The sequence below is a fragment of the Euzebya sp. genome (assembly GCF_964222135.1).
GTDB lineage: Bacteria > Actinomycetota > Nitriliruptoria > Euzebyales > Euzebyaceae > Euzebya.
Genome location: NZ_CAXQBR010000013.1, coordinates 25,342 through 50,835 on the forward strand (window position 1 = coordinate 25,342; position 25,494 = coordinate 50,835).

At 74.6% G+C, this 25,494-nt stretch carries 22 protein-coding genes; 13 read left to right on the plus strand and 9 right to left on the minus strand.

Annotated elements, in window-relative coordinates:
• Positions 1-13: 13 nt before the first annotated feature.
• Complete coding sequence (locus ACEQ2X_RS03690) at positions 14-1,723, minus strand: DEDD exonuclease domain-containing protein (RefSeq protein WP_370324423.1); 1,710 nt, start codon at positions 1,721-1,723, stop codon at positions 14-16.
• Between the two features lie 78 nt (positions 1,724-1,801).
• Here ACEQ2X_RS03690 and ACEQ2X_RS03695 point away from each other — a divergent pair, with 78 nt between their 5' ends.
• The 3 genes from ACEQ2X_RS03695 to ACEQ2X_RS03705 are packed head-to-tail and all read left to right on the plus strand — an operon-like array spanning position 1,802 to position 4,297.
• Complete coding sequence (locus tag ACEQ2X_RS03695) at positions 1,802-2,326, plus strand: DUF309 domain-containing protein (protein ID WP_370324424.1); 525 nt, start codon at positions 1,802-1,804, stop codon at positions 2,324-2,326.
• A gap of 10 nt (positions 2,327-2,336) precedes the next feature.
• On the plus strand, positions 2,337-3,431 hold the full coding sequence (locus ACEQ2X_RS03700) for a response regulator (protein WP_370324425.1): 1,095 nt from the start codon (positions 2,337-2,339) through the stop codon (positions 3,429-3,431).
• Positions 3,428-4,297, plus strand: coding sequence for a diguanylate cyclase domain-containing protein (locus ACEQ2X_RS03705; protein ID WP_370324426.1), 870 nt, complete (start codon positions 3,428-3,430; stop codon positions 4,295-4,297). The genes ACEQ2X_RS03700 and ACEQ2X_RS03705 overlap by 4 nt, the downstream gene beginning before the upstream one ends.
• A 13-nt stretch (positions 4,298-4,310) precedes the next feature.
• Here ACEQ2X_RS03705 and ACEQ2X_RS03710 read toward each other — a convergent pair whose 3' ends face one another.
• Positions 4,311-5,708, minus strand: coding sequence for a deoxyribodipyrimidine photo-lyase (locus ACEQ2X_RS03710; protein ID WP_370324427.1), 1,398 nt, complete (start codon positions 5,706-5,708; stop codon positions 4,311-4,313).
• Between the two features lie 72 nt (positions 5,709-5,780).
• Between ACEQ2X_RS03710 and ACEQ2X_RS03715 the strand changes: the two genes are divergently transcribed.
• Genes ACEQ2X_RS03715 through ACEQ2X_RS03730 form a run of 4 tightly spaced genes read left to right on the plus strand, consistent with a single transcriptional unit; the run spans position 5,781 to position 9,317 of the window.
• Positions 5,781-6,035, plus strand: a complete 255-nt coding sequence (locus tag ACEQ2X_RS03715; RefSeq protein ID WP_370324428.1) for a hypothetical protein — start codon at positions 5,781-5,783, stop codon at positions 6,033-6,035.
• Positions 6,036-6,082: 47 nt separating this feature from the next.
• The gene (gene sepH, locus ACEQ2X_RS03720; RefSeq protein WP_370324429.1) at positions 6,083-6,952 is read left to right on the plus strand and encodes a septation protein SepH; all 870 of its coding nucleotides are present in this window, start codon (positions 6,083-6,085) and stop codon (positions 6,950-6,952) included.
• Positions 6,949-8,169, plus strand: a complete 1,221-nt coding sequence (locus tag ACEQ2X_RS03725; protein WP_370324430.1) for a M48 family metalloprotease — start codon at positions 6,949-6,951, stop codon at positions 8,167-8,169. The genes sepH and ACEQ2X_RS03725 overlap by 4 nt, the downstream gene beginning before the upstream one ends.
• Entirely contained in the window at positions 8,166-9,317 is a 1,152-nt protein-coding gene (locus ACEQ2X_RS03730; protein ID WP_370324431.1) for a glycosyltransferase family 4 protein, read from the plus strand. The genes ACEQ2X_RS03725 and ACEQ2X_RS03730 overlap by 4 nt, the downstream gene beginning before the upstream one ends.
• A 4-nt stretch (positions 9,318-9,321) precedes the next feature.
• Here the strand turns inward: ACEQ2X_RS03730 and ACEQ2X_RS03735 are convergent, their stop codons facing one another.
• Together ACEQ2X_RS03735 and ACEQ2X_RS03740 are read right to left on the minus strand one after the other, a co-directional pair.
• Positions 9,322-11,328, minus strand: coding sequence for a biotin carboxylase N-terminal domain-containing protein (locus ACEQ2X_RS03735; protein WP_370324432.1), 2,007 nt, complete (start codon positions 11,326-11,328; stop codon positions 9,322-9,324).
• Positions 11,329-11,347: 19 nt separating this feature from the next.
• Positions 11,348-12,943: an acyl-CoA carboxylase subunit beta gene (locus ACEQ2X_RS03740; RefSeq protein ID WP_370324433.1), complete on the minus strand. Its 1,596-nt coding sequence runs from the start codon at positions 12,941-12,943 to the stop codon at positions 11,348-11,350.
• Between the two features lie 39 nt (positions 12,944-12,982).
• Here ACEQ2X_RS03740 and ACEQ2X_RS03745 point away from each other — a divergent pair, with 39 nt between their 5' ends.
• Together ACEQ2X_RS03745 and ACEQ2X_RS03750 are read left to right on the plus strand one after the other, a co-directional pair.
• Entirely contained in the window at positions 12,983-13,618 is a 636-nt protein-coding gene (locus ACEQ2X_RS03745) for a hypothetical protein (protein ID WP_370324434.1), read from the plus strand.
• Between the two features lie 45 nt (positions 13,619-13,663).
• Positions 13,664-14,074: a nuclear transport factor 2 family protein gene (locus ACEQ2X_RS03750; RefSeq protein ID WP_370324435.1), complete on the plus strand. Its 411-nt coding sequence runs from the start codon at positions 13,664-13,666 to the stop codon at positions 14,072-14,074.
• Between the two features lie 23 nt (positions 14,075-14,097).
• On the opposite strand, the gene ACEQ2X_RS03755 is transcribed toward ACEQ2X_RS03750, so the two are convergent.
• The 5 genes from ACEQ2X_RS03755 to ACEQ2X_RS03775 form a co-directional block, all read right to left on the minus strand.
• The gene (locus tag ACEQ2X_RS03755) at positions 14,098-14,934 is read right to left on the minus strand and encodes an ABC transporter permease (protein ID WP_370324436.1); all 837 of its coding nucleotides are present in this window, start codon (positions 14,932-14,934) and stop codon (positions 14,098-14,100) included.
• Entirely contained in the window at positions 14,931-15,920 is a 990-nt protein-coding gene (locus ACEQ2X_RS03760; RefSeq protein ID WP_370324437.1) for an ATP-binding cassette domain-containing protein, read from the minus strand. Before ACEQ2X_RS03760 ends, ACEQ2X_RS03755 begins: the two co-directional genes overlap by 4 nt.
• Before the next feature lie 31 nt (positions 15,921-15,951).
• On the minus strand, positions 15,952-17,952 hold the full coding sequence (locus ACEQ2X_RS03765; RefSeq protein WP_370324438.1) for a prolyl oligopeptidase family serine peptidase: 2,001 nt from the start codon (positions 17,950-17,952) through the stop codon (positions 15,952-15,954).
• 40 nt (positions 17,953-17,992) lie between these two features.
• Entirely contained in the window at positions 17,993-18,637 is a 645-nt protein-coding gene (locus tag ACEQ2X_RS03770; RefSeq protein WP_370324439.1) for a hypothetical protein, read from the minus strand.
• A 64-nt stretch (positions 18,638-18,701) separates the two neighbouring features.
• Positions 18,702-19,049 (minus strand): carboxymuconolactone decarboxylase family protein, encoded by a 348-nt coding sequence (locus ACEQ2X_RS03775; protein ID WP_370324464.1) that lies wholly within the window; start codon positions 19,047-19,049, stop codon positions 18,702-18,704.
• Between the two features lie 153 nt (positions 19,050-19,202).
• Between ACEQ2X_RS03775 and ACEQ2X_RS03780 the strand changes: the two genes are divergently transcribed.
• From ACEQ2X_RS03780 to ACEQ2X_RS03795, 4 genes are all read left to right on the plus strand, one after another.
• Positions 19,203-20,669 carry a GuaB1 family IMP dehydrogenase-related protein gene (locus ACEQ2X_RS03780; protein ID WP_370324440.1) on the plus strand — a complete coding sequence of 489 codons (1,467 nt, stop codon included), beginning with the start codon at positions 19,203-19,205 and terminating at the stop codon, positions 20,667-20,669.
• A gap of 2 nt (positions 20,670-20,671) precedes the next feature.
• On the plus strand, positions 20,672-21,325 hold the full coding sequence (locus ACEQ2X_RS03785; RefSeq protein ID WP_370324441.1) for a DUF6882 domain-containing protein: 654 nt from the start codon (positions 20,672-20,674) through the stop codon (positions 21,323-21,325).
• 374 nt (positions 21,326-21,699) lie between these two features.
• Positions 21,700-24,303, plus strand: a complete 2,604-nt coding sequence (gene leuS, locus ACEQ2X_RS03790; protein ID WP_370324442.1) for a leucine--tRNA ligase — start codon at positions 21,700-21,702, stop codon at positions 24,301-24,303.
• A 26-nt stretch (positions 24,304-24,329) separates the two neighbouring features.
• Positions 24,330-25,481 (plus strand): NAD(P)/FAD-dependent oxidoreductase, encoded by a 1,152-nt coding sequence (locus ACEQ2X_RS03795; protein WP_370324443.1) that lies wholly within the window; start codon positions 24,330-24,332, stop codon positions 25,479-25,481.
• The last annotated feature ends 13 nt before the right edge of the window (positions 25,482-25,494 follow it).

Consider the following 25,494-nt stretch of genomic DNA (forward strand, 5'->3'; position numbering starts at 1 on the left):
CGATGGGGCGACGTCACCCCCGCACGAGCCGCTTGGCGGCCAGGTGGGGAGCTGGCCGTCCGGTGCGCGCCTTCGCGGCCGTGAGCTGCCGGCGGGTGCGCTCGAGGTCGGCGCCGCCGGCGACGGGCCAGGCCAGCCCCTCGTCGGCCTGCTCGACCCGCACCGCGGCCCCCGCCAGCCAGCGCTGGAGGATCGCGAGCTCGTCCGGCGGGGCGGTGCCCTCCGGTGACGGGCGCGCTGCCAGGTCCGCCACCGCGGCCCCGACGTCGCCGGGGTCGGTGACCGCGGTGCCGAGGAGCCAGCCGGCCCGCTGGACCAGCACCTCCCGCCGCCCCCCGACGACCGGGCGCGACGCCGCGACGGTCCCCGCCGTCCGCAGCGCGAGGTCCCGCCGGCTGCGCGTCACCCAGCCCGTGAGCACGTCGAGGCGGTCGCGGGCCTGCGCGGCCTCCTCGAAGCGGCCATCGGCCGCCCGCGCGGCCATGCGGCGTCGCAGCGCCTCGAGCGCCGGGGTCACGTCGCCGCCGAGGACCGCCGCCACCGCGTCGGCGGTCACCGCGTAGCCGTCGGGGTCGACGCCGCCGACGCAGGGAGCGAGGCAACGCCCCATCTCCGCGAGCGCGCAGGCGCCGAAGCGCGTGTCCGCCGCCATCCGCGTGGTGCAGCGCCGGATGGGCAGCGCGTCGCAGACGGCGTCGGCGATGTCGTCGGCGACCTGGCGGGAGGGGAGGGGCCCGAGGGCCACCCGGTCGCCGCGAGGTGCGGTGCGGACGACCGAGAGCCGCGGGTACGCGTCCGTCGTCAGGGCCAGCCACACCGGCGTGGCGACCCGCTTGCCGCGACGGTTGAACCGGGGCCGGGCGGCGCGGATCTCGCGGGCCTCGATGATCTCCGCCTCGACCGCGGTCGGCGTGGTGGTGTGGTCCACGCGGGCGGACTCCTCCACCAGCTGTCGGACGCGCCGCCGGGTGTCGGTGCCGAAGTACTGGCGCACCCGCGCGCGGAGGTCGGTGGCCTTGCCGACGTACAGCACCTCGCCGGACGCCGACGTGAACCGGTACACGCCCGGGGTGCTCGGCAGGTCGTCCGCCATCTGGCGCCGGGAGGTGAACACCGGCATGTTCCGGACCCGGCTGAAGGCGATCAGGTCCTCGAGCGTGACGACGCCGAACGTGCCGGCGCGCTCGAGCAGGCCGTGGAACACGTCGACGGTGGCGCGGGCGTCCGCCAGGGCCCGGTGGACCGGGACGGTGCCGGAGCGGAAGTGGCGGGCCAGGGTGCCGAGCCGGCGGTTGCGGACCTCGTCGTCGACCAGCCGCCGGGCGAGCTGGGCGGTGCAGACCACGGGGTGGTCCAAGCGCGGGTAGCCCAGTCGGGACAGCTCGGCGTTGAGGAAGCCGACGTCGAAGCGGGCGTTGTGGGCGACCAGCGCCGCGCCTCGCGCGAACTCGAGGAACGACGGCAGGACGGCGGAGACCGGCGGTCGACCCTCCACCATGCGGTCGCTGATGCCCGTCAGCACGGTGATCTCGGTCGGGACCGCACGGCCCGGGTCGACGAGCGACGCGAGCTCGCCCTGCAGCTCGCCGCCGAGGATCTTCACCGCGCCGATCTCGGTGATGCGGTCGCGTTCGGGCGACCCGCCGGTCGTCTCGAGGTCGACGACGACGAACGTGGTGTCGGCCAGGGGCTGACCCAGGTCGGAGAGCGTCGGCTGGAACACGCGTTCGACGATACCGAACGGGCGTTCGCCCGGACAAGTGGTCGTCGTCGTGCGCGGACGGGTAGGTATGTCCACACCATGGATGCCGACGTCACGATCCACGACCGCGACCGCAACGCAGAGGGCCGCCCCGAGAACGCCCGGCCCCGCGACCGCTTCGGAGCACCGCTGCCCCGGGACGCCGTCGACGAGATGCCCGACCGCGTCGATCCGGAGGTGGTCTGCACCAGCGTCGACCAGGCCGTCCGGACCGCCCGGGAGCTCTTCGACGCCGAGCGGTTCTTCGAGGCCCACGAGTTCTTCGAGTGGGCCTGGAAGGGGCCGGTCACCGAGGACGCCGACCGCCCGTTCTTCAAGGGGCTGGCCCAGCTCGCCGTCGGCTACACCCACACCCAGCGGGGGAACGCCGCGGGCGCCACGACGCTGCTGCAGCGCGGCATCGACGCCCTCGAGCCGTTCGGACCCGCCCGGCACGGCATCGACGTCGATCGGGCGGCGGCAGACGGTCGCCGGTTCCTCGCCGACCTGGCGACGACGGCACCCTCCCCGGACCTCTCCTTCCCCCGCCTGCCCGTGGCCGGGGGCACCGCCGGCGCCGACTAGACTCCCGTCGATGACGGCCACCACCCCGGCCTCGACGGTGCTGCTGATCGAGGACTCGCCGAGCGACGCGGTCCTGATCCACAGCCACCTCGCACTGGTGGACGGGTGGGTGGTGCTGCACGCGACGACGTTGTCCGCGGGGCTCGCGATCCTCGGGCACACCGAGGTCCACGCGGTGCTGCTCGACCTCGGGCTGCCCGACACCGACCGGCTCGAGGGGCTGCGCCGCCTCCGGGAGGCCCACAACGTGCCGGTCGTGGTCCTGACCGGGCACCGCGAGACCGACTTCGGCGCCGACGCCCTGCGCCACGGCGCGCAGGACTTCCTGTCGAAGGACGACGTCGATGCGGCGGCCCTCGACCGCTCGCTGCGCTACGCCCGCGAGCGCCACGAGCACGCGATCGCGCTGACCCGCGCCCAACTGCGGCTCAGCCAGTACGCGCGCGCCGTGGCCCACGACATCCGCACCCCGCTCGCGACCATCCGCGGGTTCGCCGAGCTGATCAAGGTCGAGGAGCAGGGCAGGGGCGCGCCGGAGTCCCGCGTCGCCGCGTTCGCCGACCGGATCACCGCCGCCACCCGGCGGCTGACGACGATGACCAGCGACCTGTTGGTCGACGCCGAGTCGGTCAGCGGTGACGTGCCGGTGGACCTGACCGCCACCGCCCGCTGGGCCGTCGAGCTCCTGACCAACGAGCTCGAGCAGGCCGACGCCGACGTCACCGTGCTGCACCTCCCCACCGTGGTGGGGCACCGCGCGACCCTCCGCCGGGTCTTCACCAACCTGATCGCGAACGCCATCCACCACGTCGACGTCCGCCCGCTGCGCATCCGGATCGTGGGGGAGTCCCACGAGGACGGCTCGTGGGACGTCGTGGTGGAGGACAACGGCACCCGCGTCGACGCCGACCTCGTCGCCCGGGGGGCGCCGCTCGACCCGGACGCGCTGCAGCCCACCGGCGGCCACGGCCACGGGCTCCGGGCGGTCGCGTCGACGGTCATCGAGCACGACGGCTCGACCTGGCTGTCGACCACCGCCGACGGGGGGCTCCGGATCGCCATGCGGTTCCCGCGCAGCCGCGTCCAGGGCGGTGGTCAGCCGTGACCCGACCACCCACCAGCGTGCTCGCCGTCGGGATCGACGCCCGCCACGCCGCGCAGCTCACCGGCGACGACGACGGCATCACCGTCGCGCCGGTCGGCGACCTCCCAGCGGCGCTCGCCGCGGTCGCCCAGCAGCGGCACGACTGCGTCGTCGTCGACCTCGACGCGATCGACGCGTCCCCCGCCGACCTGGTCGAGGCCGTGCACCGCGCCGACGCCCGGCTCGCCGTCGTCGTGGTCGGTGATCCGGCGGACGACGCGGCGACCGTGGCGGCCCTGGCCGCCGGGGCGGACGGCCACCTGGTCCGGGGACACCTGGACCCGGTCGCCGTGCGCCGCACGATCAGGGGGGCGGTCGCCCGCAAGCGGGCGGAGCCGGCCCTCGTGCACCGCGCCCTCTACGACCCGGCGACCGGGCTGTTGAACCGGTTGGCCCTCGATGAGCTCCTGCCCGCGTCCCTCAACCGCGCCGACCGGCGCGGCACCCGGATCGGCGTGATCTTCGTGGACCTCGAGGGGGTCGCCGACCTCGACGCGTCGCGCGGCGACGACGTCGCCGACGCGGCGGTGCGGGCCGTGGCTGATCGCCTGCAGGACGTCGCCCGCGATTCGGACCTGATCGCCCGCGTCGGCCCGTCGGCCTTCGTCGTCGTCTGCGAGGACCTGTCGGTGGACCGCAGCGTCCGGCACCTCGCCGCCCGCCTGGAGGAGTCCCTGGCCGACCCGGTCGCCCTGCCCGACGGGTCGCCGGCGTCGCTCCCCGCCCAGCTCTCCTTCGCCTCCGCGGACGGCACGACCACGCCGGCGGAGCTCCTCCGCCGCTCCCAGCAGCCGTCGGTGGAGGCCAGCGGCTGGCTCCGCCGCTGAGCGTCCGCACCGCTCAGCGGCGGTTCGACTCGTACCAGGCCAGCGCGCGGTCCCGGGCCTCGGCGTGGTCGACGATCGGCGCGGGGTAGTCCTGGCCGATCACGACGCCGTAGCGGTCCTGGTCGTCCTTCGACAGCGTCCACGGGCTGTGGATCGCCGGCGCGGGGACGTCGCGGAGCTCGGGGACGTAGGTGCGGACGTAGTCACCGTCGGGGTCGAACCGCCGTCCCTGGCTCACCGGGTTGAAGATCCGGAAGAACGGCTGGGCGTCGGTGCCCGTGCCGGCGGCCCACTGCCAGCCGCCGTTGTTGTTCGCGATGTCGCCGTCGACGAGGTGGGCGAGGAAGTGCGCCTCACCCTCCCGCCAGTCGATGAGCAGGTCCTTGCACAGGAACGACGCGACGATCATGCGCGCCCGGTTGTGCATCCAGCCCATCCGGCGCAGTTGGCGCATCGCGGCGTCGACGACGGGGTAGCCGGTCTGGCCCTCCGTCCACGCTTGCAGGCCCTCGGGGTCGTCGTGCCACGGCAGGTCCCGGTACTCCGGGCGGAACGCCGTGCGCGCGGCCTCCGGCCACGCGGCCATGACGTGGAGGTAGAAGTCTCGCCACGCGAGCTCGGTCGCGAAGGTGGACTGCCCGGTGCGGCGGCGGTCCAGCCGGCTCCAGGCCTCGCGGGCGGAGAGGCAGCCGAGGTGGAGGTCCGCGGACAGGCGGCTCGTGCCGTTCGCGGCCAGGACGTCGCGCTGGTCGTCGTAGTCGTCGACCCCGTCGGCCAGCCACGCGTCGAGCCGATCGCGGGCGGGGCCCTCGCCGCCGTCGGGCCAGGGCTCGTCCAGGGGGTCGGCCGCCAGGAGCGGGTGGTCGGTGGCGTCGACCCCGTCCGGGACGCCGTCGGGAGCCGGTGGCAGGGCCGGGACTGGCAGCGGATCGTCGTGGCGGGCGTCCTTCCACGCCCGGTGGAACGGCGTGAACACCTGGTAGGGCGAGCCGGATCCCGTCAGGACCGTCGCCGGCCGCACGATGGCCGTCCCGTCGTGCGACTCGAGCGGCACCTCGACGGCCTCGAGGGCGGTCCGGACCGCCTCGTCGCGGGCCGTGGCGAAGGGGGTGTGGTCGGTCGTGGCGTGGACCGCCGCGGCGCCGACGGCGCGGGCGAGGTCCACCAGGGTCGTCGCGGGGTCCCCCTCGAGCACGACGAGCCGGTTCCCGGCGGCGGCCAGCCGGTCGTCGAGGTCGACGAGGGCCTGGCGCAGGTAGGTCACCCGGGCCGCCGACATCCGCGGCGACCGGAGGATCCGCTCGTCGAGGACGAACGCGCAGACCAGGTGCTCGGCGGTCGCGGCGGCGGTGAGCGCCGGGTTGTCGGCCAGGCGCAGGTCGCGCCGGAACCACATGACGTCGGTGCGCACGCGGCTACCTTCGATGGGTCTCGTGAGCGGGCGGGACGCCGTGCATACCCATCGCCAGGAGCAGCTGAACCCATGACCGATCCCGTCGGCTTGACCCCCGGCACCCGCCTGAAGTGCGAGGGGTGCGGCAACCTCACCCGGTTCGACGTCGTCGTCACCGAGCGGGTCCACCGCTACTGGCACGTCTCGGTGTCCGGCGTCGGGCAGGTCGAGGAGTCCGACGTGCTCCGCCAGGACGTGGAGTCGATCACATGCCGGTGGTGCGGCTCGAGCGACCGGATCACCACCGAGCCGTCGCCGCTCGCCGGCGTGGACGACGGACGCTGACCCCGCCGACACCGGCTGCGGAGCGACGCCGGTAGCCTGTGCCGGAGATGCAGCCACTGGAGCTCGTCGGCTACACCGCGGACCTCTCTGCGCTGGTGCTGGCCCGACCCGACACCGGGGAGCGCTTCAGGGTGCCGGTGTCGAGCGGGCTGGTCGCCACGCTCGTCGAGCTGCTCGAGACGACCGGCGACGACGACCGGCGCGCGCTGCTCGACGGCGTGCTGGACGGCGGTGACGGGCGGGGACCGGCACCTGACGCGCCCTCGGTCGCGGCGGCGCTGGTCGCGCTCGGCCGGGTGGCGGCGGCCCCCCCGCCGGCGCCTCCGCCGGTCGCCGACTCCGAGCGCTCCCGCCTGACGCCGTCGGAGATCCAGCGGATGCTCCGCGCCGGCAAACCGCCGGAGACCGTCGCCGACCAGGCCGGCGTGTCCCTCGACTGGGTGCTCCGCTGGAACCAGCCGATCGCCGCGGAGCAGCGCAAGGTGATCACGTCGGTCCGGGGCGGCCGCCAGGAGCGGCCCGGGTTCGGCATGTCCGACGACCTGATCGGCGACGCCGTGCGGACGAACCTCCTCGAGCGCGACGTCGACGCCGACGACGAGTCGGTGCAGTGGACCGCCGCCCGACCCGAGGGGCGGCCGTACTGGACGGTCACGCTGCGCTACGCCGACGGGGACGGCACCCGTCGGGCCACGTGGCGCTACGACATCGGGACCGGACGGGTGACGCCGCGGGACGACCTCGCGCTCGAGCTCGGCTGGACGACGCCGGTCACCCACCCCTCGCCGGGCCGGCTGCACCACGGCCAACCCGAGGATGACCCACCCCCGCCGCCGCGGGCAGCCCCGACGCCACCGCCCGCGCGCCCGCCCCTCAGGTGGGAGCCACCGACCCCGCCGGCCAGCCGACGGGCGTGACGCGGCCTCCGCCGGTCGCCGCGGTCGCCGCGGGTGTGGCCCTGGCCGTGCTGGTCGCGGTGGAGGTGACCCGCGCGACCGCACCCCCGGTCGCCCCGGTCGACCCGTCGACGTTCCTCGACCCGGCAGCGCTGCAGGCGGCGCTCGACCACCGGACGCCGCTGCGGTGGGTCGCCGTGGCCGCCGCCCTGCTCCGCGCCGGCACGGCCATCGCGGTCGTGTGGTGGGTGGCCCGCCGTCGCGGTGCCGGGGTCGTCGCGGGACGGCTGCGACTGCTCCGCGTCGGCCTGGCTGCCGCGGCGCTGTGGGCCGCCACGGACCTCGTCCGGGTGCCGCTGCGGCTGTGGGCCTGGCGACGGGCCGTCGACGTCGGCCTCTCCACCCAGGAGCTCGCCGGCTGGGCGCGTGACTGGCTGGTCGAGTCGGTGCCCTACTGGATCGGCGTCGCGCTCGCGGTCGCCGGAGCCGCCTGGGTGCGGGAGCGGTGGCCGACCGCCTGGGTGCCGATCGCCGGTGTGGCGGGCGGCGTCGTCGGGGCGGTGCTCGTGGTGCTCAGCCCGCTGCTGTTCGAGCCGCTCCTGTTCGACCTCCGACCCCTCGAGCCGGGAGGGCTGCGCGACGGCATCGACGAGCTGGTCGAGCGCACCGGTGGGGGAGGGGACGCGGACGTGCTGGTCGCCGACGCGAGCCGCCGCACGACCGCGTCGAACGCCTACGTCTCCGGGATCGCCGCGACCCGGCGGATCGTCCTGTACGACACGCTGATCGACGAAGCGCCGGAGGGTGAGGTCCTCGCCATCGTCGCCCACGAACTGGGTCACGACCTGCACCACGACGTGGAGCGGGCAGCGGTCTCCCTCGTCGCCGTGGCGGTGCTGACGGCGTGGGCGGTGGACCGGGTGGTGGCCGGGCGCCTGACCGGCGCCGACGGCCGGGTCAGCACCCGCGGGGCGGTCACCGCGATCGGGCTCGTCGTGGTCCTGGCCGTCGTGTTCGGGCCCGTCGAGCGGTGGTCGTCGCGCCGCGCGGAGGCCGCCGCGGACGCTGCGGCCCTGGCGCTGCTCGAGGACCCCGGCGACTACGGGTCCATGCTGCGCGGTCTGGCGCGCCGTAACCTCTCGGACCCGGCCCCGCCCCCCTGGGCCGTGGGGCTGTTCCACTCCCACCCCCCGATCGCCTCGCGGATCGCCCGGGCCGCGAGCGGACAGGCGCCATGACCTCCGACGACCTCGACCAGCCCGTCCCCCGGACGCTGTGGGTCACCAACGACTTCCCGCCGCGCTCGGGCGGGATCGAGCAGATGGTGTCCCACCTCGTCGGGACGCTGCCGCCCGAGACCGTCCACGTGCTGGCCTCGCCGTGGGAGGGGGACGCGGCCCACGACGCCCGGGCGGCGCACGGGATCGACCGCGTCCACCGCCGGCCGCTCCTGCCCACCCCCGGCCTGCTGCGGACCGTCCGCCGGGCGGTCACCGCGCACCGCGCCGACGTGGTGGTCTTCGGGTCGGCCTGGCCCCTGGCGGAGCTCGCGGCTCGCCTGGACGTGCCCACCCTCGGCATCAGCCACGGCCGCGAAGCCGGCATGGTCCGCTACGGGTTCGCGCCGCTGATCCGGCGGCTGGCGCGCGGGTGCACGGCGATGACGCTGCTCAGCGACTACACCGCCGCCCAGCTCGCCCCCGTCGTCGACCGGCTCACGGACGTCCACCGGCTGCCGGGCGGGGTCGACACCGCGGTGTTCACCCCCGACGGACCCGATGCCCGGGCGCGCTACGGACTGGACGCCGACACGCCGGTCGTCGTCTGCATCAGCCGGCTGGTGCGGCGCAAGGGCCAGGACGTGCTGGTCCGGATCTGGCCGGAGGTCCGCCGGCGGGTGCCCGACGCGCACCTGCTGGTCGTCGGCACAGGCCCGCTGGGCGACGAGCTGGCCGCCGCGGTCCGCGAGCGCGACCTGGGTGACGCCGTGACGCTGGCCGGCGAGGTGGCCTGGGACGAGCTGCCCGCCCACTACCGGACCGGCGACGTGTTCGCGATGCCGTGCCGCACCCGCCTCGGCGGCATGGACGTCGAGGGGCTCGGCCTCGTGTTCCTCGAGGCGCAGGCGTGCGGCGTGCCGGTCGTCGTCGGTGACAGCGGCGGGGCGCCGGAGACCGTCCTCGACGGCAGGACCGGTGCGGTGGTGGACGGCACCGACGACCGTGACGTCCTCGAGGCGGTCGTGGCCATCCTCGGCGATCGGGAGCGCGCACGCCACATGGGCCGGGACGCCCGCGCGCACGTCGAGGCGACCTGGGACTGGGCGGTCATCGGCGAGCGCCTGCGGGCCGCGCTCGACGCCGCCGCCGGCCAGCGCGTCCGCTGACCGGCTAGCCGGCCTCGATCACGACCAGGACCGCGCCGGCCTCGACCTGGTCGCCGACCGCCACGCCGACCTCGGCGACCGTCCCAGGCTCGGGTGCGGTGATGCGGTGCTCCATCTTCATCGCCTCGAGCACCACGAGCGGCTGGCCCTCGACGACCTCGTCGCCCTCCCCGACGTGCACGGCGATCACCGCGCCGGGCATGGGCGCGACCAGGCCGCCCTCGACGGCCGCGGCGACGGCGGTGGGGAAGCGGGGCACCTCGACCAGCCGCGTCGCGCCGAGGGGTGAGTCGACCAGCCAGATCGCCTCCTCGCCCGGACCGCCGTCCACCCGGTCGACGGCGCAGCGCAGCCGACGGCCGTCGACGGTCAGCTCGACCACCACGGCGTCGTCCCCGGCGATGCCGTGCAGGACCACGGGGTGGGTGACGTCGTCGACGGCGACCGCCCACCCCTCCCCACCCGTCGGGCGGTGGGTGGCGGCGATCTCGGATCCGCGGTGGCGGCACGCGGTGCGCTGGGGGTCGGCCGGGTTGTGGCGCCCCCCCGCGGGGACGTGGCGCGGGACGCGGGCGGCGCGGCGGCGGCGGTGCAGGCCCGCCAGCGCCGCCGCGGCGACGTGCGCGGTCACGGCCTCGGGGGAGGGGGCGGGTGCCAGCGCCTCCGGGGTCAGGTGGGCGTCGAGGAAGCCCGTGTGCAGGTCGCCGGCGACGAAGGCGGGGTGGCGCAGCACCGCGACCAGCGCGTCGCGGTTGGTCGTGACCCCGTGCAGGCGGGTGCGCGCCAGCTCGGTGGCGGCCAGCCGCACCGCCTCGGTCCGGGTGGGCCCGTGCGCGATGACCTTCGCGATCATCGGGTCGAAGTGCGGGCTGATGACGTCGCCGGTGCGGACGCCGCTGTCCCAGCGGGTGCTCGGCAGGTTCGCCGGTGCGAGCAGCTCGACGGTGCCGGTCGCCGGCAGGAACCCCGCCGCCGGGTCCTCGGCGTACAGCCGCGCCTCGACCGCCCACCCGTCGAGGTGCAGGTCGGCCTGGTCGAACGGCAGCGGCGCGCCGTCGGCCACGAGGAGCTGCAGCCGGACCAGGTCGAGCGGCGCGGGGTCGTCGCCGACGCGCCACACCGCCTCGGTGACCGGGTGCTCGACCTGCAGGCGGGTGTTGACCTCGAGGAACGAGAACTCGAGCCCGTCGGCGGCCTCGACGGCCACGAACTCCACCGTCCCGGCGCCGACGTAGCCGATGGCCTCCGCGGCGGCCACGGCCGCACGGCCCAACCGCTCGCGGGCGGCGGCGTCCACGACGGGGGAGGGCGCCTCCTCGATGACCTTCTGGTGGCGGCGCTGGATCGAGCACTCCCGCTCGCCGAGGTGCACGACCCGCCCGTGGGTGTCGGCGAGGACCTGCACCTCGATGTGGCGCGGCCGCTCCAGGTAGCGCTCGACGAAGACCGTGTCGTCGCCGAACGCCCCGGCGGCCTCCCGCCTGGCGGCGGCCACGGCCTCGTCCAGGTCGGCGGGGTCGGTGACCACCCGCATGCCCTTGCCGCCCCCGCCGGCGGCGGCCTTGACGATCACCGGGAAGCCGATGTCCGCGGCGTCGGCCGGGTCGGTGGTGGAGGGGAGGGTGGGGACCCCCGCGTCGGCCATGATCCGCTTGGCGGCCAGCTTGTCGCCCATCGCGGCGATCGCCTCGGGGGAGGGACCGACCCAGGTCAGGCCGGCGTCGATGACCGCTCGGGCGAAGGCGGCGTTCTCGGCGAGGAACCCGTAGCCGGGGTGGACCGCGTCGGCGCCCGCGGTGCGGGCGGCGGCCAGCAGCGCGTCGATGTCGAGGTAGGTCTCCGCGGCGGTGGTGCCGTCGAGGGGCACCGCGACGTCGGCGGCGGCGACGTGGGCGGCGTCGGCGTCGGGGCGGCCGTGGACGGCGACGACCTCGATGCCCATCGCCCGTGCGGTCCGGGCGATGCGGCAGGCGATCTCGCCGCGGTTGGCGATCAGCAGGCGGGTGATCATCGGGGGCTCCTGGTGGCCGTCAGTGGCGGAACACGCCGTAGCCGCGGGCGCCGGCGACGGGGGCGGAGTGGGCGGCGGACAGCGCGATCCCCAACACCGTGCGGGTCTCGCGCGGATCGATGATCCCGTCGTCCCACAGCCGCGCGGTCGCGTACAGGGCGGTGGACTGCGACTCGATCTCGTCCTGGAACGCCTGGGTCATCTGGTCGGCGACCGCGGGATCGACCTCCTGGCCCTGGGCGGCCATGCGCTGCTCCATGACGATCCGCATCACCCCCGCCAGCTGCGCGGGGCCCATGACCGCGATGCGGTGGTTCGGCCAGGTGAAGAGGAACCGGGGATCGTACGCCCGCCCGCACATGCCGTAGTTCCCCGCCCCGTAGGACGCGCCGATCATGACCGTGAGGTGGGGGACCTCGGAGTTCGCGACCGCGTTGATGAGCTTGGCGCCGTCCTTGATGATCCCGCCCTGCTCGTAGGCGGTCCCGACCATGAACCCGGTGATGTTCTGCAGGAAGACGAGCGGGGTGTCGGTCTGGTTGCACAGCTGGATGAACTGCGACCCCTTCTGCGCCTCCGGGCCGAAGAGGATCCCGTTGTTGCCGAGGATCCCGACGGGGTAGCCGTGGATCTCCGCCCAGCCGCAGATCAGTTGCGGGCCGTAGCGGGGCTTGAACGCCTCGAACCGCGACCCGTCGACCACCCGGGCGATGACCTCGGTGACGTCGAAGGGGACCTTGACGTCGGTCGAGCCGATGCCGATCAGCTCCTCGGGGTCGTGCACCGGCGGGTCGCCGGGGCCTCGCGGCTCGGGCCCCCGCTTGCGCCAGTTGAGGTGCCCCACGATCTGACGGCCGATGCGGATCGCGTCCAGCTCGTCGGCCGCCAGGTAGTCGCTGACGCCGCTGGTCGTCGAGTGCATCGCGGCACCGCCGAGGGGCTCCTCCTCGGCGTCCTCCCCGGTGGCCATCTTCACGAGCGGCGGACCGCCGAGGTACACCCGGGCCTGGCCCTCGACCATGACCGAGTAGTCGCTCATGCCGGGCACGTACGCCCCGCCGGCGGTCGAGGGGCCGAAGACCAGCGCGATCGTGGGGATCCCGGCCTTCGACAGCTGGGTGAGGTTCTTGAACGACTCGCCGCCCGGCACGAAGATCTCCGCCTGGCGGGGCAGGTCCGCGCCGGCGGACTCGGTCAGGTTGATCAGGGGCAGGCGGTTCTCCCGAGCGATCTCCATGAGTCGGAGGGACTTGCGGAGCCCGTAGGGGTTGACCGCGCCGCCCTTGACGGTGGGGTCTGATGCGCTGATCGCGCACTCGACCCCGTTGACGACGCCGATGGCGGACACGCCGGACCCGCCGACGGCGTACTCGGTGCCGTTGGCGGTGAGGACCGACAGCTCGAGCAGGGCGGAGTCGCGGTCGACGAGGAGCTCGATGCGCTCCCGGGGGAGGAGGCGACCGCGGCGGCGGTGGCGCTCGACGTACCGATCGCCCCCGCCCGCGTTGGCCTCCGCGGTGAGCTCGTCGAGGGTGGCCAGGAGGGCCGCCATCCCGTCGGCGTTCTCGCGGTACGCGTCGCTGCGGGGATCGATGCGGGTGCCGAGCACGTCCATGCAGCGCACGATAGCGCAGCATGGTTCACTTATGACCACATGGAAGTGACGGATCTGTCAGCGAAGGCCGGCCGGACCCGCGCGGCGCTCCTCGACGCGGTCGAGCGGCTGCTGGGTGCGGGCGCCGATCCGGGCTCGGCGGCCGTAGCGGCGGAGGCCCGGGTGGCCACGGGCACCTTCTACCGCTACTTCAGCGATCGCGACGACGCGCTGGCGGCCGCGTTCGCCCGCCGCCTCGACGACCTGATCGACGGGGTCGAGGCCGCCCTCGACCCCGCGCGCGTGCTGGACGTCGGTGTCGCCGCCGTGCTGGACGAGGTGGTGGACCGGGTGGCCGACGGCTACGCCGAGTCGGGGCCGGTCATCGCTGCGGCCCTGGCCCGCCTGCGGGCATCCGAACCGATCCGCGGGGTCTACCGCAGCCGCCACTCCCGGGCCACCACGGTCCTCGCCACGTTCCTCCGGCGTGTCGACCGCGCGGGGATGGTGGCCGTCGAGGACGGCGGGGCCACGGCCGTGGCGGTCGTCGTCCTCGTCGAGGGCCTCAACCACCCGGCCCTGCGCACCGACCCGCAGGGCGCGGTCCGACGGCGCGTGGCCGTCGGCCTCCGGGCGGTCGTCGGGGTGCCTTCGGATGCGGAGCGAAACGTACCGATCACTGGTGGTGATGTCTGAAGCCGGTGATGGATCACTCACTCAGCGTGAGGTAGTGTCACGCGCATGGGAGCTCCCGCCGCCACCGACTCCGCCACCGAACCGGTCGTCCGCCGCTTCATGCAGTGCCGGCGGCGTGGTCCGCTCGATCCGTCCGAGATCACCCAGCTGCTGACCGAGGACGCCGAGTACGTCGAGATCATCGACGGCAAGGCGCTGTCGGTCACCGGCGCGGTCCACATCGCCGAGGTGTTCCGGCGGCTGTGGGGCGGGATCGCCCCCGGTGCGACGATGCAGGTGATCCGCCACGCCGTCGTCGACGAGGGCACCGCCGTGGGCCACTGGGTCCGCTCGAGCGGCGGGGTGGAGGTCCACGGCCGGGACACCCTCACCCTCACCGGCGGTCGGATCAGCCGCATCACCGTCGAGGAGTTCGCCGGCGCCCGGATCCCGGACCTGACCGCCGTCCGGGCCTGACGCACGTCCGACCCGATCGCCGGTCACTCGACCCGGCGGAACCTCGCCACGCTGAGCGGGATGAACAGCGCCAGCAGCCCGGCGGTCCACGCCAGCACCTGGAGGGTCGGCTGCAGGATCGGTCCGGCGACCGCCAGGCCGCGAGCGGCGTCGGCTGCCGCGGTGATCGGGGAGTTGCGCGCGATCGCGGCCAGCCACCCGAGTGAGATGGACTCGGTGGGGACGAACACGCTCGACACGAACGACAGCGGGAACGCCGCCACGAACGCGGCGGACTGGGCGGACTCCGCCCCCGGCACGTTGAGCGCGACGAAGACGAACACCCAGCTGAGGGCGTAGCCGATCAGCGCGACGACTGCGATGGAGCCGAGCGCGGCCAGCGGCCCGTTCTGGAACCTGAACCCGACGACCACCCCGAAGACCACCATGAGCAGGATCACGGCCATGCTGCGGACGAGGTCGGCGATCGTCCGGCCGACGAGCACCCCGGAGCGGGACATCGGCAGGGACCGGAAGCGGTCGATCACCCCTCTCTCGAGGTCCTCGGCCAGCCCGACCGCCGTCTGGGTCATCCGGAACACCGTCGACTGGATGAAGATGCCCGGGAGGACGAACGCCAGGTAGTTCGGGTAGCCCTCCGGCAGGTCGCCCTGGGCGATGCCGTCGAAGACGTAGCCGAACAGCAGCACGAACATGACCGGCTGGATCGTCGAGAAGACCAGCAGCCGCGGGAGCCGCGTGAAGTGCTTCAGGTTCCGCTTGCCGATGGTCCACCCGTCGGCCAGCGCGGCGAGCACGCCGGTGCGGTGGCGCTGCTCGATCGACGCGGTCGACAGGACCCCCTGGTCGGTCGTGGTCACGCCCCCTCCTCGGGTCGGCGGTCGGTGAGCTGGAGGAACACCTCGTCGAGGGAGGCGCGGCGCAGTCCGAGGTCGCTGACCGCGATCCCGGCGGCCTCGAGCGCCTTCGCGACGATCTGGACGGTCGCGAGGCCGCTGTCGGAGTCCGTCGGCACCTCGAGGTCGACGGTGGCGGCCAGCACCGGCTCGGGGTCCAGGCCGACGTCCTTCAGCGCGGTGCAGGCCGGGTCGAGGTCGGTGCGGTCGCGCAGGAGGATCTCGACGGTGATGCCGCCGGCCGCCGCCTTCAGCTCGTCCCCGGTGCCGTCGGCGATGATGCGCCCGTGGTCGATCACCACGATGCGGTCAGCCAGCTGGTCGGCCTCCTCGAGGTACTGCGTCGTCAACAGCAGCGTCGTGCCCTCGGCGACCAGCTCCCGGATGACGTCCCACATCTCGTTCCGGGTCCGCGGGTCGAGCCCGGTGGTGGGCTCGTCGAGGAACAGGAGCCGCGGGGGCAGGATGACGCTCGAGGCCAGGTCGAGCCGACGTCGCATGCCGCCGGAGTACGTGGACGCCCGTCGGTCCGCGGCGTCGGACAGGCTGAACCGCTCCAGCAGCTCGTCGGCCCTGGCCCGGGCCGAGGGGCCGGTCAGCTGCAGCAGCTCGGCGAACATCAGCAGGTTCTCCCGGCCGGTGAGCAGCTCGTCCACCGCGGCGTACTGGCCGGTGAGGGAGATCTGCTGGCGGACCCGCTGCGGGTCGTCGACCACGTCGGTGCCAAAGATCCTGGCGCGGCCGCTCGAGGGCCGGAGCAGCGTCGCGAGGACCCGGACCAGCGTCGTCTTGCCGGCTCCGTTCGGGCCGAGGAGGCCGACGACACCGCCGGCCCGGACGGTCAGGTCGATGTCGTCGAGGGCCCGGGTCGAGCCGAAGACCTTGCTGACCCCCTCCACCGCGATGGCGGGCGCGTCGCCGGAGCCGCCGGCCGCGGTGTCCTCTCGCACCCGGAGGACACTACCCACGCCGGTCGGTTCGTCAGCCGGACGCCGTCCCCGGCACGAACTCCGGGAGGTCGATGTCGTCGGCCGGGTCGAAGCCGAGCACCCGCCCGTAGAAGGCCAGGCGCGCCTCGAACGCCCGGGCGATGTTGGCCGCCTGCCGGAAGCCGTGCTGCTCACCGGCGAACAGCAGGTACGCGTGCGGCAGGCCGCGCCGGCGCAGCGCGTCGACGATCACCTCGGACTGCGACGGGGGAACGACGGCGTCCTCGTCCCCCTGCAGCACGATCGTGGGCGTGGTCAGACGGTCGACGTGGGTGATGGGGGAGCGCTCGACGTAGCGTGCCTCCTCCTCGGGCCACGGCCCGATGAGGGAGTCGAGGTAGCGGGACTCGAACTTGTGGGTGTCGGTCGCCAGCGCCCGCAGGTCCGACACGCCGAAGGAGTTGCCGCCGGCGGCGAAGACGTCGGTCGTGCACAGCGCCATGAGCGTCGTGTACCCGCCGGCCGAGCCGCCCTCGATGATGAGCCGGTCGCCGTCGGCGTGCCCCTCGGCGACCAGGTGGGTGGCCGCGGCCACGCAGTCGGTGACGTCGTGGATGCCCCAGCTCCCCTTCAGCGCATCGCGGAACGCGCGGCCGTAGCCCGCCGACCCGCGGTAGTTGACGTCGACGACGGCGAACCCCCGCGACGCCCAGTACTGGGCTGTCGGGTTGAGCGCCGCCCGCGCCCCGCCGGTCGGGCCGCCGTGGCTGAGCACCACCAGCGGCGGGGCCTCGTCGGGTGGACCGACGTGGGTGCGGCTCGTCGGCGGGTAGTGCAGGGCGTGCGCGGTCGCCCCGTCGGGGGTCGGGAAGCTGATCGGCCGGGGGGTCGCCCCGATCGCGGCGGCGGGGTCGTCCTGGACGGTGCTGAGGGGTGCGGTGGTCCGCGCCGTCGGGTCGATCGCGATCACGGCGTTCGGCGTGGCCGGCCCGCCCGCGATGGCGACGAGCCGGTCGCCGGCGACGTCGAGGCACTGGATGCTGGCGATGCCGTCGAGGTCGATCGGCGTGCTGCTGGCCGGGGTGGCGGTGGGCGAGGTCTCGGGCGGCTCGCCGAGGTCGCGCACGTGCATCAGGCCGGCATCGATGACCGCGACGTACAGCCGCCCGCCGAGCGGGGCGATCCGGTCGGTGCCGGGCTGCCAGCGGGGTGTGCCGGCGTCGACGGGCTCGTCGTGGAGGCGGGTCACCCGCTCGCCGTCCCACAGGTGGACGTTCCACCAGCCGGACGCGTCGTCGGTGAACGCGAGCCGCTGGTCGTCCAGCCACCGCGCCTCGGAGACCGCGCTGTCGCCGCCGGCGACGTGGGTGGCGTCGCGCAGCCCGTCGTCGGCCAGGTCCGCCACCCAGAGGGCGGCGGTGTCCCAGGGCATGTGCGGGTGGTCCCACCGGAGCCAGGCGATGCGCCGACCCGACGGGCTGAGCCAGGGTCCGCCGACGAAGTCCGACCCGGTGTCGAGGACGGTCACGCTGCCCGTGGCGAGGTCGACGCGGACCAGCTCGTTCACGGCCTCCTCCGCCCCGTGGACGTTCGGGTTCGACCGCGGCCGGTCCGGCCCGTGGGTCTCGCGGACCGCCACGAACGCGCCACCGCCGGGGAGGATGCGCATGGCCTGCCAGCGGATCCCGGCGGGGGTGGCGGGGGCCGGCGTGACCGGCTCGGTCCGGCCGTGGACGATCCGGTGGACCCGCTGGTCGGCCCAGCTGCAGGCCAGGACGACGCCGTGCCCCGCGGCGAGCGCCCCGCCGCCGTACTCGTGCACCCGGGTGCGGGCGTTGAAGTCGTCGGGGGTGAGCTGGGTGACGCCGCCGCCGGGGGAGTGTCGCATGACCGCGCCGCGGCCCTGCAGGCGGGCCTCCTGCTGGATCCACAGGACGTCGTCGCCGTCGACGACGAGGTCGGCGAAGGCGATCGCGGATCCGGCGAGGGCGTCGGCTGACAGCGGGGAGGGCCAGGTGCCGTATGGCGCGGTCGTGGGGGTGGTGCGGCGCATCGGCATCGCACGCTATCGCCCCGCGCGGGACCTGCGCGCGTCAGCCCTCGAGGGGGCAGGGTCCCTCGACCAGGCCGGGGTCGGCCGACAGGTCGGGGATGTGCCAGATCTCACCGTCGGCGACCTCGACGGCGAGGCACAGGCCCTCGGCGTCGACGGACGCGACGTCGGTCGGGGCGGTGGCGACCCAGGACTCCACCAGCGTGGCCACCCGCGTGCGGGTCGCCCCCTCGGCGAGGGCGGCGACCACCTCTTCGGACAGCTCGAGGACCGCGTCGGCGGCGCCATCGGGCAGGCCGGCGGACAGCTCGAGCTGCCCGGGCGGTCCGGACGGCGGAGCGCCGACGTCCCGCAGGGCGTCGCGGCCGTCACCGGCGACCGGGTTCGCGTCCGCGGTGACGACGGATGTGCCGGGTCCCTGGGTGTGCACGGACACCGGGCCGGCGGGACGGGCGATCCAGAACATCATCAGGACGGCGGCGAGGGCGGCGATCAGGCCCAGCGCGCCCCTCCGGGCCGCCCCGGTCGGCGGGGCGGAGGTGGGGACCAGGGCCACGTGCAGCGGGGCGCTCGGGGCCGGCCGCTCGAGGTAGGCCGGTCGCGCCGGCGGTGGCTGGACGTGGCCCATCGCGCAGCGGTTCGACTGGTTGCCGACCGGCACGTCGCACTGCGGGCAGCGGTTCACATCCCCTCCTCGGACGGGTCTCGGGAGGAGGATCGGCAGGTCCGCGCCGGCCTTGACCCCCGTGTCAGCTGCCGCCGGCGGCGCGGGCCTCCGCGGCTGCCGCGAACTCGTCGAAGGCCTCGAGGGCGTGGGGGCCGTGGGTCGAGGCCGGCCCGCCGGTCATCAGCAGCGCCACCCCGATGGCCTCGGCCGCCTGCTCCCTGGTCGCGCCCGCCCGGACCGCGCCCTGGGTGTGGTAGCCGATGCAGCCGTCGCAGCCCGTCGCGACGCTGATCGCGAGCGCCATCAGCTCCTTGACCGCCGCGCTGAGCGCGCCGTCGGCGACCGCGGCGCGGTGCAGGTCGGCGAATCCCTGCCACACCTCCGGGATGGCCTCGCGCAGCGCACGGGTGGGCTGGCGCAGGTCGTGCAGGTACTCGCGGTACTCCCTGGCGGGCCACCTCTGGGGTTCGGGAGGGTTCGGACCTGCCGACGGTAGGCGCCGGGTCGCAGGGCCTGCGGTGCCGATCGACCCGCGCCGGCCGGGACCTCCGACCCGCTGCGCGCACGACTAGCCTGTGCTGACGTGCGATTCCTCGACGGCCACCGACCCGATCGCGACCTGACCTACGACGACGCCTTCCTGGTGCCGGCCAGGTCCGCGGTCGAGTCCCGCCTCGACGTCGAACTGACCCCTGTCGACGGCTGCCCGACGACCCTCCCCCTGGTCGCCTCCAACATGACCGCCGTGTCGGGCCGGCGGATGGCGGAGACCCTCGCCCGGCGGGGCGGGATCGCGATCATCCCCCAGGACATCCCGCCGGAAATCGTCGCCAGCGCGGTCGCCTCGGTGAAGGCCGCCGACCCGGTGTACGAGACGCCGATCACGCTGACGGCCGGCGACACGGTCGGGGACGCCGAGCAGCTGATCCACAAGCGGGCGCACGGCGCCGCGGTGGTCGTGGCCGACGACCACCCGATCGGGGTGGTCACGCCCGCCGACCTCGAGAACGTCGACCGGTTCACCCAGGTCGGGGAGGTGATGAGCACCGAGCTGCTCGTCCTCCGCGCCGGCGAGTCACCCCGCACGGCGTTCATGCACCTCCACGAGGCGCGCCGCCGCCTCGCGCCGGTGGTCGACGACGACGACCGGCTGGTCGGCCTGGTGACCCGGATGGGTGCGCTGCGCTCGACGCTGTACCAGCCCGCCGTCGACGCCGACGGGCGCCTGGTCGTGGGCGCGGCCATCGGCATCAACGGGGACGTCGGACCGGGAGGTTCGCGGGGCGGTGTGGCCGCGACGGCGGCGCAGATCCTCGGGGCAGGCGTCGACGTGCTGGTCGTCGACACCGCCCACGGGCACCAGGAGCGGATGCTCGCTGCCCTCCGGGCCGTCCGGGCGCTCGACCCCGCCGTCCCGGTCGTCGCCGGCAACGTCGTCACGGCGGTGGGGACCCGGGAGCTGCTCGACGCCGGCGCCGACATCGTCAAGGTCGGCGTGGGGCCAGGCGCGATGTGCACCACGCGAATGATGACCGGGGTCGGGCGCCCCCAGCTGTCCGCCGTCATCGCCTGCGCCGACGCGGCGCGCGCCGTCGGCGGGCACGTCTGGGCCGACGGGGGGGTCCGCCACCCGCGGGACGTCGCCCTCGCCCTCGCGGCCGGCGCCAGCCAGGTGATGGTCGGGTCCTGGTTCGCCGGCACCCACGAGTCGCCCGGCGACCTGCAGCTCGACGCCGACGGCCGGGCGTACAAGGTCAGCTTCGGGATGGCCTCCTCCCGGGCGGTGCAGCGCCGCACCCGGGACGACGACCCGTTCACCCGGGCCCGCAAGGCGCTCTTCGAGGAGGGGATCAGCTCGGGGCACATGTACCTCGACCCCGACCGGCCGGGCATCGAGGACCTCGTCGACCAGATCGTCGCCGGCATCCGCAGCGCCTGCACCTACGCCGGCGCCGCGGATCTCACGGCCTTCGCCGACCGTGCGGTCCTGGGCCTGCAGTCGGTGGCGGGGTTCACCGAGGGCAAGCCCCTCGAGCGGAGCTGGGGGTAGGCGTGGCCGAGCTCCCCCTCGTCCTCGACCTCGCCGCCGAGCACGTGCCGGCGACCCTGCTGCGCCAGCAGCTCCTCGCCAAGCTGCTCGAGGGGGAGGTGCCTGACGTCGACCTCGACGCGCACACGGCCACCTTCGGGGACCGCACGTTCGACCTGCAGGTCGTCGGGACGGTCGACGACGCCGCGCACACCTTCACCTGGGCGTGGGCGACCAGCGGGATCGCGCCGGAGGCGGTCACGCGCTGCGCGGAGGCGCTGAGGGCCTACGGCGCCGAGCACGACGTCATGGAGCTGTCCGAGCCGGTCTGGCACACCGACGAGGTGGAGCCGTTCCTGCTCGCGGCGATCGCGCGCGGGTGGTGCCGGGCGGACGCGCTGTACCGCGCGCCGGTGCCCGGGGGGGCGGTCTACCTGCTGCTCGGCGACGTCGAGCTGCCGCCGCCGGACGCCCACCAGGTCGTCCAGGCCCTGACCACCGGCATCGCGATGGCGCCGATGGACCACCGGGCGGCGGCGATGGCGCTGTTCGCCGATGCCCAGGTGGCCGTGACGGGCCTCGACGAGATGGTCGTCGCCACCATCGGGACCTCCCTGGTCAACGTCACCTTCACCCGTGACGGGCGCATCGACGACGTCAGCGTCAGCCACCTGTAGGAGGGGGTCCCGCACCGGCGTGGGTCCCGCTCCGGCGTGGGGCCCGCGGTCGCGTGGGGTGTCCCGCGGCGGCAGGGTCCCGCGGTCGCGGTGGGTCTGTCGCCTTTGTCTCGTGGGCCGCAACGAACATGACAGGCCTCCGGGGGTGGTCCTGCTCCGGGGGCGAGGTCTGTCGCCTTCGTCTCGTTCTGCGCAACGAACATGACAGGCCCCTCCGGGGGGACCGGCCACCTCGGGGGGACCGGCCACCTCGGGGGACCCGGCCACCTCGGGGCATCGACCCTCCGGATCGCACCGACCCCCGGCCGGCCCCACGAGCGCGAGCGTCTACCGTGGGCGCTCGCAGGACCGGCGCGACAGGAGCAGCGAGGACGATGAGCCACCAGTACGACCCCACGGCCATCGAGCCGCGGTGGCAGGCCTACTGGGCGGAGCACGAGACGTTCACGGCGGTCGAGGACCCCGAGAAGCCGCCGTACTACGGGCTCGTGATGTTCCCCTACCCCTCCGGCAGCGGACTCCACGTCGGGCACCCGGAGAGCTACACCGCGCTCGACATCGTCGCCCGGTACAAGCGGATGACCGGGTACAGCGTCCTCAGCCCGATCGGGTTCGACAGCTTCGGCCTGCCCGCAGAGCGCGCCGCGCAGCGCGACGGCACCCACCCGGGCGTGATCACCGACGAGCGGATCGAGTACTTCCGGACCCAGCTGCACCGCCTGGGCTTCAGCTACGACTGGTCCCGCGAGGTCGTCACCAGCCACGCCGACTACTACCGCTGGACCCAGTGGATCTTCCTGAAGCTCTACGAGCAGGGCCTGGCCTACCTCGAGGAGGTCCCGGTCTGGTGGTGCGAGGCCCAGGGCACGGTCCTGAGCAACGAGGAGGTCGTCGACGGCCGGTACGTCGAGACCGGCGACCCCGTCGAGCGCCGGAACATGCGGCAGTGGATGCTGAAGATCACCGCGTACGCCCAGCGGCTGCTCGACGACCTCGACACCGGCGGGCCCGACGGCGGCCCGCTCGACTGGCCCGACGGGGTGCTCGAGATGCAGCGCCAGTGGATCGGCCGCTCCGAAGGGGCCGAGGTCACCTTCCGGCTGGCGGAAGGGGACGGCAGCTTCGTCGTCTACACCACCCGGCCCGACACGTTGTTCGGCGCGACCTACTGCGTCCTGGCGCCCGAGCACCCCCTGGTCGCCGAGGTCACCACCGACGACCGCCGCGCGGAGGTCGAGGCGTACGTCGAGAAGGCCGCGTCGAAGTCCGAGCTCGACCGCCAGCTGGGCGCCGAGCGGGACAAGACGGGCGTCTTCACCGGTGGGCACGCGATCAACCCCGTCAACGGCGAGGCGATCCCGGTGTGGGTCGCGGACTACGTGCTGGCCAGCTACGGCACCGGCGCGATCATGGCCGTGCCCGCCCACGACGAGCGCGACCACGCGTTCGCGCGGGCCTTCGACCTGCCGATCGTCCCCACCTACACGACCCCCGAGGGCATCGACGTCCAGGAGCAGGCGTACGCGGGGGAGGGGACCGCGATCAACTCCGGGCAGTTCGACGGCCTGTCGGTCGCGGCGTTCAAGACCGCGATCATCGACTGGCTGGAGGCGGAGGGCCACGGCGAGCGGAAGGTCAACTTCAAGCTGCGCGACTGGCTGTTCAGCCGGCAGCGGTACTGGGGCGAGCCGTTCCCGATCCTCCACATCGTCGACGACGAGGGGAACCCGACCGGCGAGATCGTGCCGGTGCCGCCCGACGACCTGCCCGTCGAGCTGCCCCACGTCGACGAGTACAAGCCGACCGCGACCGGTGAGCCGCCCCTCGCCCGGGCGACGGACTGGCTGCACACGACGGCGCCCGACGGCCGCCCCGCGATCCGCGAGACGAACACGATGCCGCAGTGGGCCGGTTCGTGCTGGTACTACCTGCGCTACGTCGACCCGGACAACACCGAGGTGCCCTTCAGCCAGGAGCGCATCGACTACTGGGGGGCGGTCGACCTGTACATCGGCGGGGTGGAGCACGCCGTCCTGCACCTGCTGTACGCCCGCTTCTGGCACAAGGTGCTCTACGACATCGGGATGGTCCCGACCGCCGAGCCGTTCATGCGCCTGGCGAACCAGGGGATGATCCTGGCCAACTCCTACCGGGAGAGCGGCGGCCGCTACCACCACCCCGACACCGTCGAGCACCGACCCGAGGCGGCGGTCACGATGACGTCGGCCCACTCCCAGACCGAGGTGGTGACCGAGTACTTCACCCGCGACGGGGTCCCGGTCGAGCAGCGCTCGGGGAAGATGGGCAAGAGCCTCAACAACTCCGTCGACCCGATCGACATCATCGAGCGCTTCGGCGCCGACACCCTGCGGCTCTACGAGATGTTCATGGGTCCCCTCGAGCAGACCAAGGTGTGGAACACCTCGGGGTGCGAGGGCATCCACCGCTTCCTGTCACGCACGTGGCGGCTGTTCGTCGACACCGACACCGGCGCGCTCCGCGACCTCCCTGACGAGACGCCTCGCGAGGTCCGCCGGGCGCTGCACACCGCGATCAAGGAGACGACGGAGGGCATCGAGACCCTCAAGGTCAACACCCCGATCGCGAAGATGATGGAGCTGGTCAACGCCTGCGGCGGCCAGCCTCCCGCGCGCGAGGACGCCGAGGCGTTCCTGCTGATCCTCTCCCCGTACGCCCCGCACCTCGCCGAGGAGCTGTGGTCCCGCCTGGGGCACTCCCAGACCCTCGCCTACGAGCCGTGGCCCAAGTGGGACGCCGACGCCCTGGTCGAGGACACCACCACCATCGCCGTGCAGGTCCAGGGCAAGCTGCGCGGGACCGTCGACGTGCCGACCGGCGCCTCGGACGACGACGTCAAGGCCGCCGCGAAGGCGGCCGTCGCCGACCACCTCGAGGGCAAGGCGATCCGCAAGGAGATCGTGGTCCCCGGCCGCCTGGTCAACTTCGTCGTCGGCTGACGGCGACTTCGCGCCCGGAGGAGCGGGTGGAGCGGGCTGACCTGGTGGTCGTGGGCGCGGGGCCTGCCGGCGCCACCGCCGCGATCACCGCCCGGCGGCTCCGGCCCGGGTGGCGGGTGGTGATGATCGACCGGGCGGCGTTCCCGCGGGACAAGGCGTGCGGCGACGCGATCGCCTGGCACGCCTTCGCCGAGCTGGCCCGCATCGGCGTGACCGGAGTCGAGGGCGACGCCCCGCCGGTGGACACCCTCGAGCTCACGACCCCCACCGGGGAGCGGGCCAGGGGGACGGGTCGGCGGGCGAACCGGGTGATCCCCCGCACGACCTTCGACGCCCGGCTGGTCGACCACGCCGTCGCGGCAGGCGTCGAGCTGGTCCACCACCGCGTCCGCGACCTGACCGTCGACGTCGACCGGGTTGTCGTCGACGGCCGGTTCGCCGCCCCGCACCTGATCGCCGCGGACGGCGCGACGTCGGTGGTCCGCCGCCGCCTCGGCGTCCCCCCGGCGGCCGACCGCCACCGCGCCGTCGCCGCGCGGGCGTACGCCCCCGCCGAGCCCGGGCAGAGCCACCAGCGCATCGACGTGGCCGGCACCGGCTGGCCGGCCTACGCCTGGTCCTTCCCCCTCGGGGACGGACGGGCCAACGTCGGCTTCGGGATGCGGGTCGACGCCGCCCGGGACCGCCTCGACGGCAGGGTGCGACGAACCCTCGAGGAGGGGACCCGCGCGGCCGCCGCCGGACCGCTCGAACCCGGCAGCCTGGCCGTCCACCCACTGCCCCTGTCGACCGGCCGTCCGCGGCCCGACCACGGCCGCGTGCTGCTCGTCGGCGACGCCGCCGGGCTGATCAACCCCTTGACGGGGGAGGGGATCTTCTACGCGGTCGCGTCGGGGCGGATGGCGGCGACCGCGCTGGCCCTGGCCCCCGACGCCCCCGGCCCGCTGTACCGCCGGATGATCCGCCGCCGGTTCGGGCGGCACTTCGCGACCACCGCCGCGCTGGCACGGCTGCTCGACCTGCCCGCCGCCATGTCGGTCGCGATGGCGGCGGCCCAGGACCCGGCCGTCTACGACGACATCGCCGAGATCGGCCTGGGGGAGGGGGTGCTGACCCCGCGGCTGGTGTGGGCGCTGACCCGGTCGATCGGCGCGGCGTCCACCCGCGACCGGCCCTGACCCGCGACCGGCC

Excerpts from the sequence above, each read along its gene's own strand:
- ACEQ2X_RS03740 (WP_370324433.1), bottom strand. The coding sequence starts at position 12,943 with ATGGACGTGCTCGGCACCCGCATCGATCCCCGCAGCGACGCGTACCGC.
- leuS (WP_370324442.1), top strand. The coding sequence starts at position 21,700 with ATGAGCCACCAGTACGACCCCACGGCCATCGAGCCGCGGTGGCAGGCC.
- ACEQ2X_RS03750 (WP_370324435.1), top strand. The coding sequence starts at position 13,664 with ATGGGAGCTCCCGCCGCCACCGACTCCGCCACCGAACCGGTCGTCCGC.
- ACEQ2X_RS03730 (WP_370324431.1), top strand. The coding sequence starts at position 8,166 with ATGACCTCCGACGACCTCGACCAGCCCGTCCCCCGGACGCTGTGGGTC.
- ACEQ2X_RS03745 (WP_370324434.1), top strand. The coding sequence starts at position 12,983 with ATGGAAGTGACGGATCTGTCAGCGAAGGCCGGCCGGACCCGCGCGGCG.
- ACEQ2X_RS03735 (WP_370324432.1), bottom strand. The coding sequence starts at position 11,328 with ATGATCACCCGCCTGCTGATCGCCAACCGCGGCGAGATCGCCTGCCGC.
- ACEQ2X_RS03700 (WP_370324425.1), top strand. The coding sequence starts at position 2,337 with ATGACGGCCACCACCCCGGCCTCGACGGTGCTGCTGATCGAGGACTCG.
- ACEQ2X_RS03715 (WP_370324428.1), top strand. The coding sequence starts at position 5,781 with ATGACCGATCCCGTCGGCTTGACCCCCGGCACCCGCCTGAAGTGCGAG.
- ACEQ2X_RS03695 (WP_370324424.1), top strand. The coding sequence starts at position 1,802 with ATGGATGCCGACGTCACGATCCACGACCGCGACCGCAACGCAGAGGGC.
- ACEQ2X_RS03765 (WP_370324438.1), bottom strand. The coding sequence starts at position 17,952 with ATGCGCCGCACCACCCCCACGACCGCGCCATACGGCACCTGGCCCTCC.
- sepH (WP_370324429.1), top strand. The coding sequence starts at position 6,083 with ATGCAGCCACTGGAGCTCGTCGGCTACACCGCGGACCTCTCTGCGCTG.